The sequence below is a fragment of the Embleya sp. NPDC001921 genome (assembly GCF_053594475.1).
In genome coordinates, this window is sequence record NZ_JBSFEO010000163.1 from 1 (window position 1) to 1,306 (window position 1,306).

The following is a 1,306-nucleotide window of genomic DNA, read 5'->3' on the forward strand; positions in this document are numbered from 1 at the left end:
AGTGAGCTGACCCGAGTTTTGTAGAGTCCGTTTGCGGTTGTTCACGCGGACTGCGTGGTTTGCTCCTGGTCGGCCCAGTGTTGCTGCTCGTACTCAACCGGCGGCACATAGTCGAGCGCGGAGTGCAGGCGTTCGTCGTTGTACCAGGTCACCCATTCGGACACGGCGCGCTCCACCTGGGCGAAGTCCCGCCAGGGACCCTGCATTTCGACGAGCTCGGCCTTGAACGTGCCGTTCAGTGCCTCGGCCATCGCGTTGTCGTACGAGTCCGCCACCGAGCCGACCGACGCGGCCGCGCCGACGTCCGCGAGCCGTTCGGTGTACCGAATCGATACGTATTGCGACCCGCGGTCGCTGTGGTGGACCAGGCCGGAGTCCTTCTTGATGCGGCGGCGCCACAGCGCCATCTCCAAGGCGTCCAGCGGGAGTTCGGTGCGCAGATGCTCGGCGATCTGCCAGCCGACGATCATCCGCGAGTACACGTCCAGGACGAACGCGACATACGCCCAGCCGGACCACGTCCGCACATACGTCAGGTCGGCGACCCACAGCCGGTCCGGGCCGTCGGCGGCGAAGACGCGGTCGACCAGGTCCGGCGGACGAGGCGCGGCCGGCTCGGCGACCGTGGTGCGGCGGCGCCGGCCGCGAATGACACCCTCGACACCCAGCTCGCGCATCAGCCGCTCGACCGTGCACCGCGCGACCGGGTGGCCCTTGCGGGCCAGGGCGCGGGCGATCCGCCGGGCGCCATAAGTACCGCCGGAGTCGCCGTGCTCACGCTCGATCAGCGCCATGAGTTGCTCGTCGCGCAACCGGCGGGCGGACTTCGGGCGCTTCTTGCGCGCGAAGTACGTCGACGGCGACAGGTCGAGCACCCGGCATACGGGATCGACCCCGAGGCCTTTGTCCCGCAGGTGGTCGATCACCTGCTCGGCCTCGTCCGGGGACGGTCGATCTCCTGGGCAAAAAACACGGACGCGGCCTTAAGGATGTCATTGGCCCGCCGCAACTCGGCGTTTTCTCGCCGGAGTTGCCTCAGTTCCTCCGACTCGGCGGTGGTCGGGCGGTCGGTCCGCTCCCCGGCGTCGGCCTCGGCCTGGCGGACCCAGTTCCGCAGGGCCTCCTTGTGGATGCCCAGGTCCCGGGCGACGTGCGCAACCGGACGTCCGGAGGTACGTACCTCCCGGATCGCCCGTTCCCGCAGCTCATCGGGGTATTTGCGTGGTGCTGGCATAGCTTGTGGTGCTCCTTTACGCCGGGCACCATAACCCGGCTTCAAGGACTCCACCAAACTCAGAGCAGCTCA

1 protein-coding gene is annotated in these 1,306 nt (G+C 68.1%); it reads right to left on the reverse strand.

Annotated elements, in window-relative coordinates; translation table 11 throughout:
- Nucleotides 1–41: 41 nt before the first annotated feature.
- A protein-coding gene (locus ACWCPW_RS52005; protein WP_449768691.1) for an IS3 family transposase occupies nucleotides 42–1,234 on the reverse strand; the annotation gives its coding sequence in 2 pieces (ribosomal slippage) (nucleotides 42–970 and nucleotides 970–1,234; 1,194 coding nt in all).
- Between the last annotated feature and the right edge of the window lie 72 nt (nucleotides 1,235–1,306).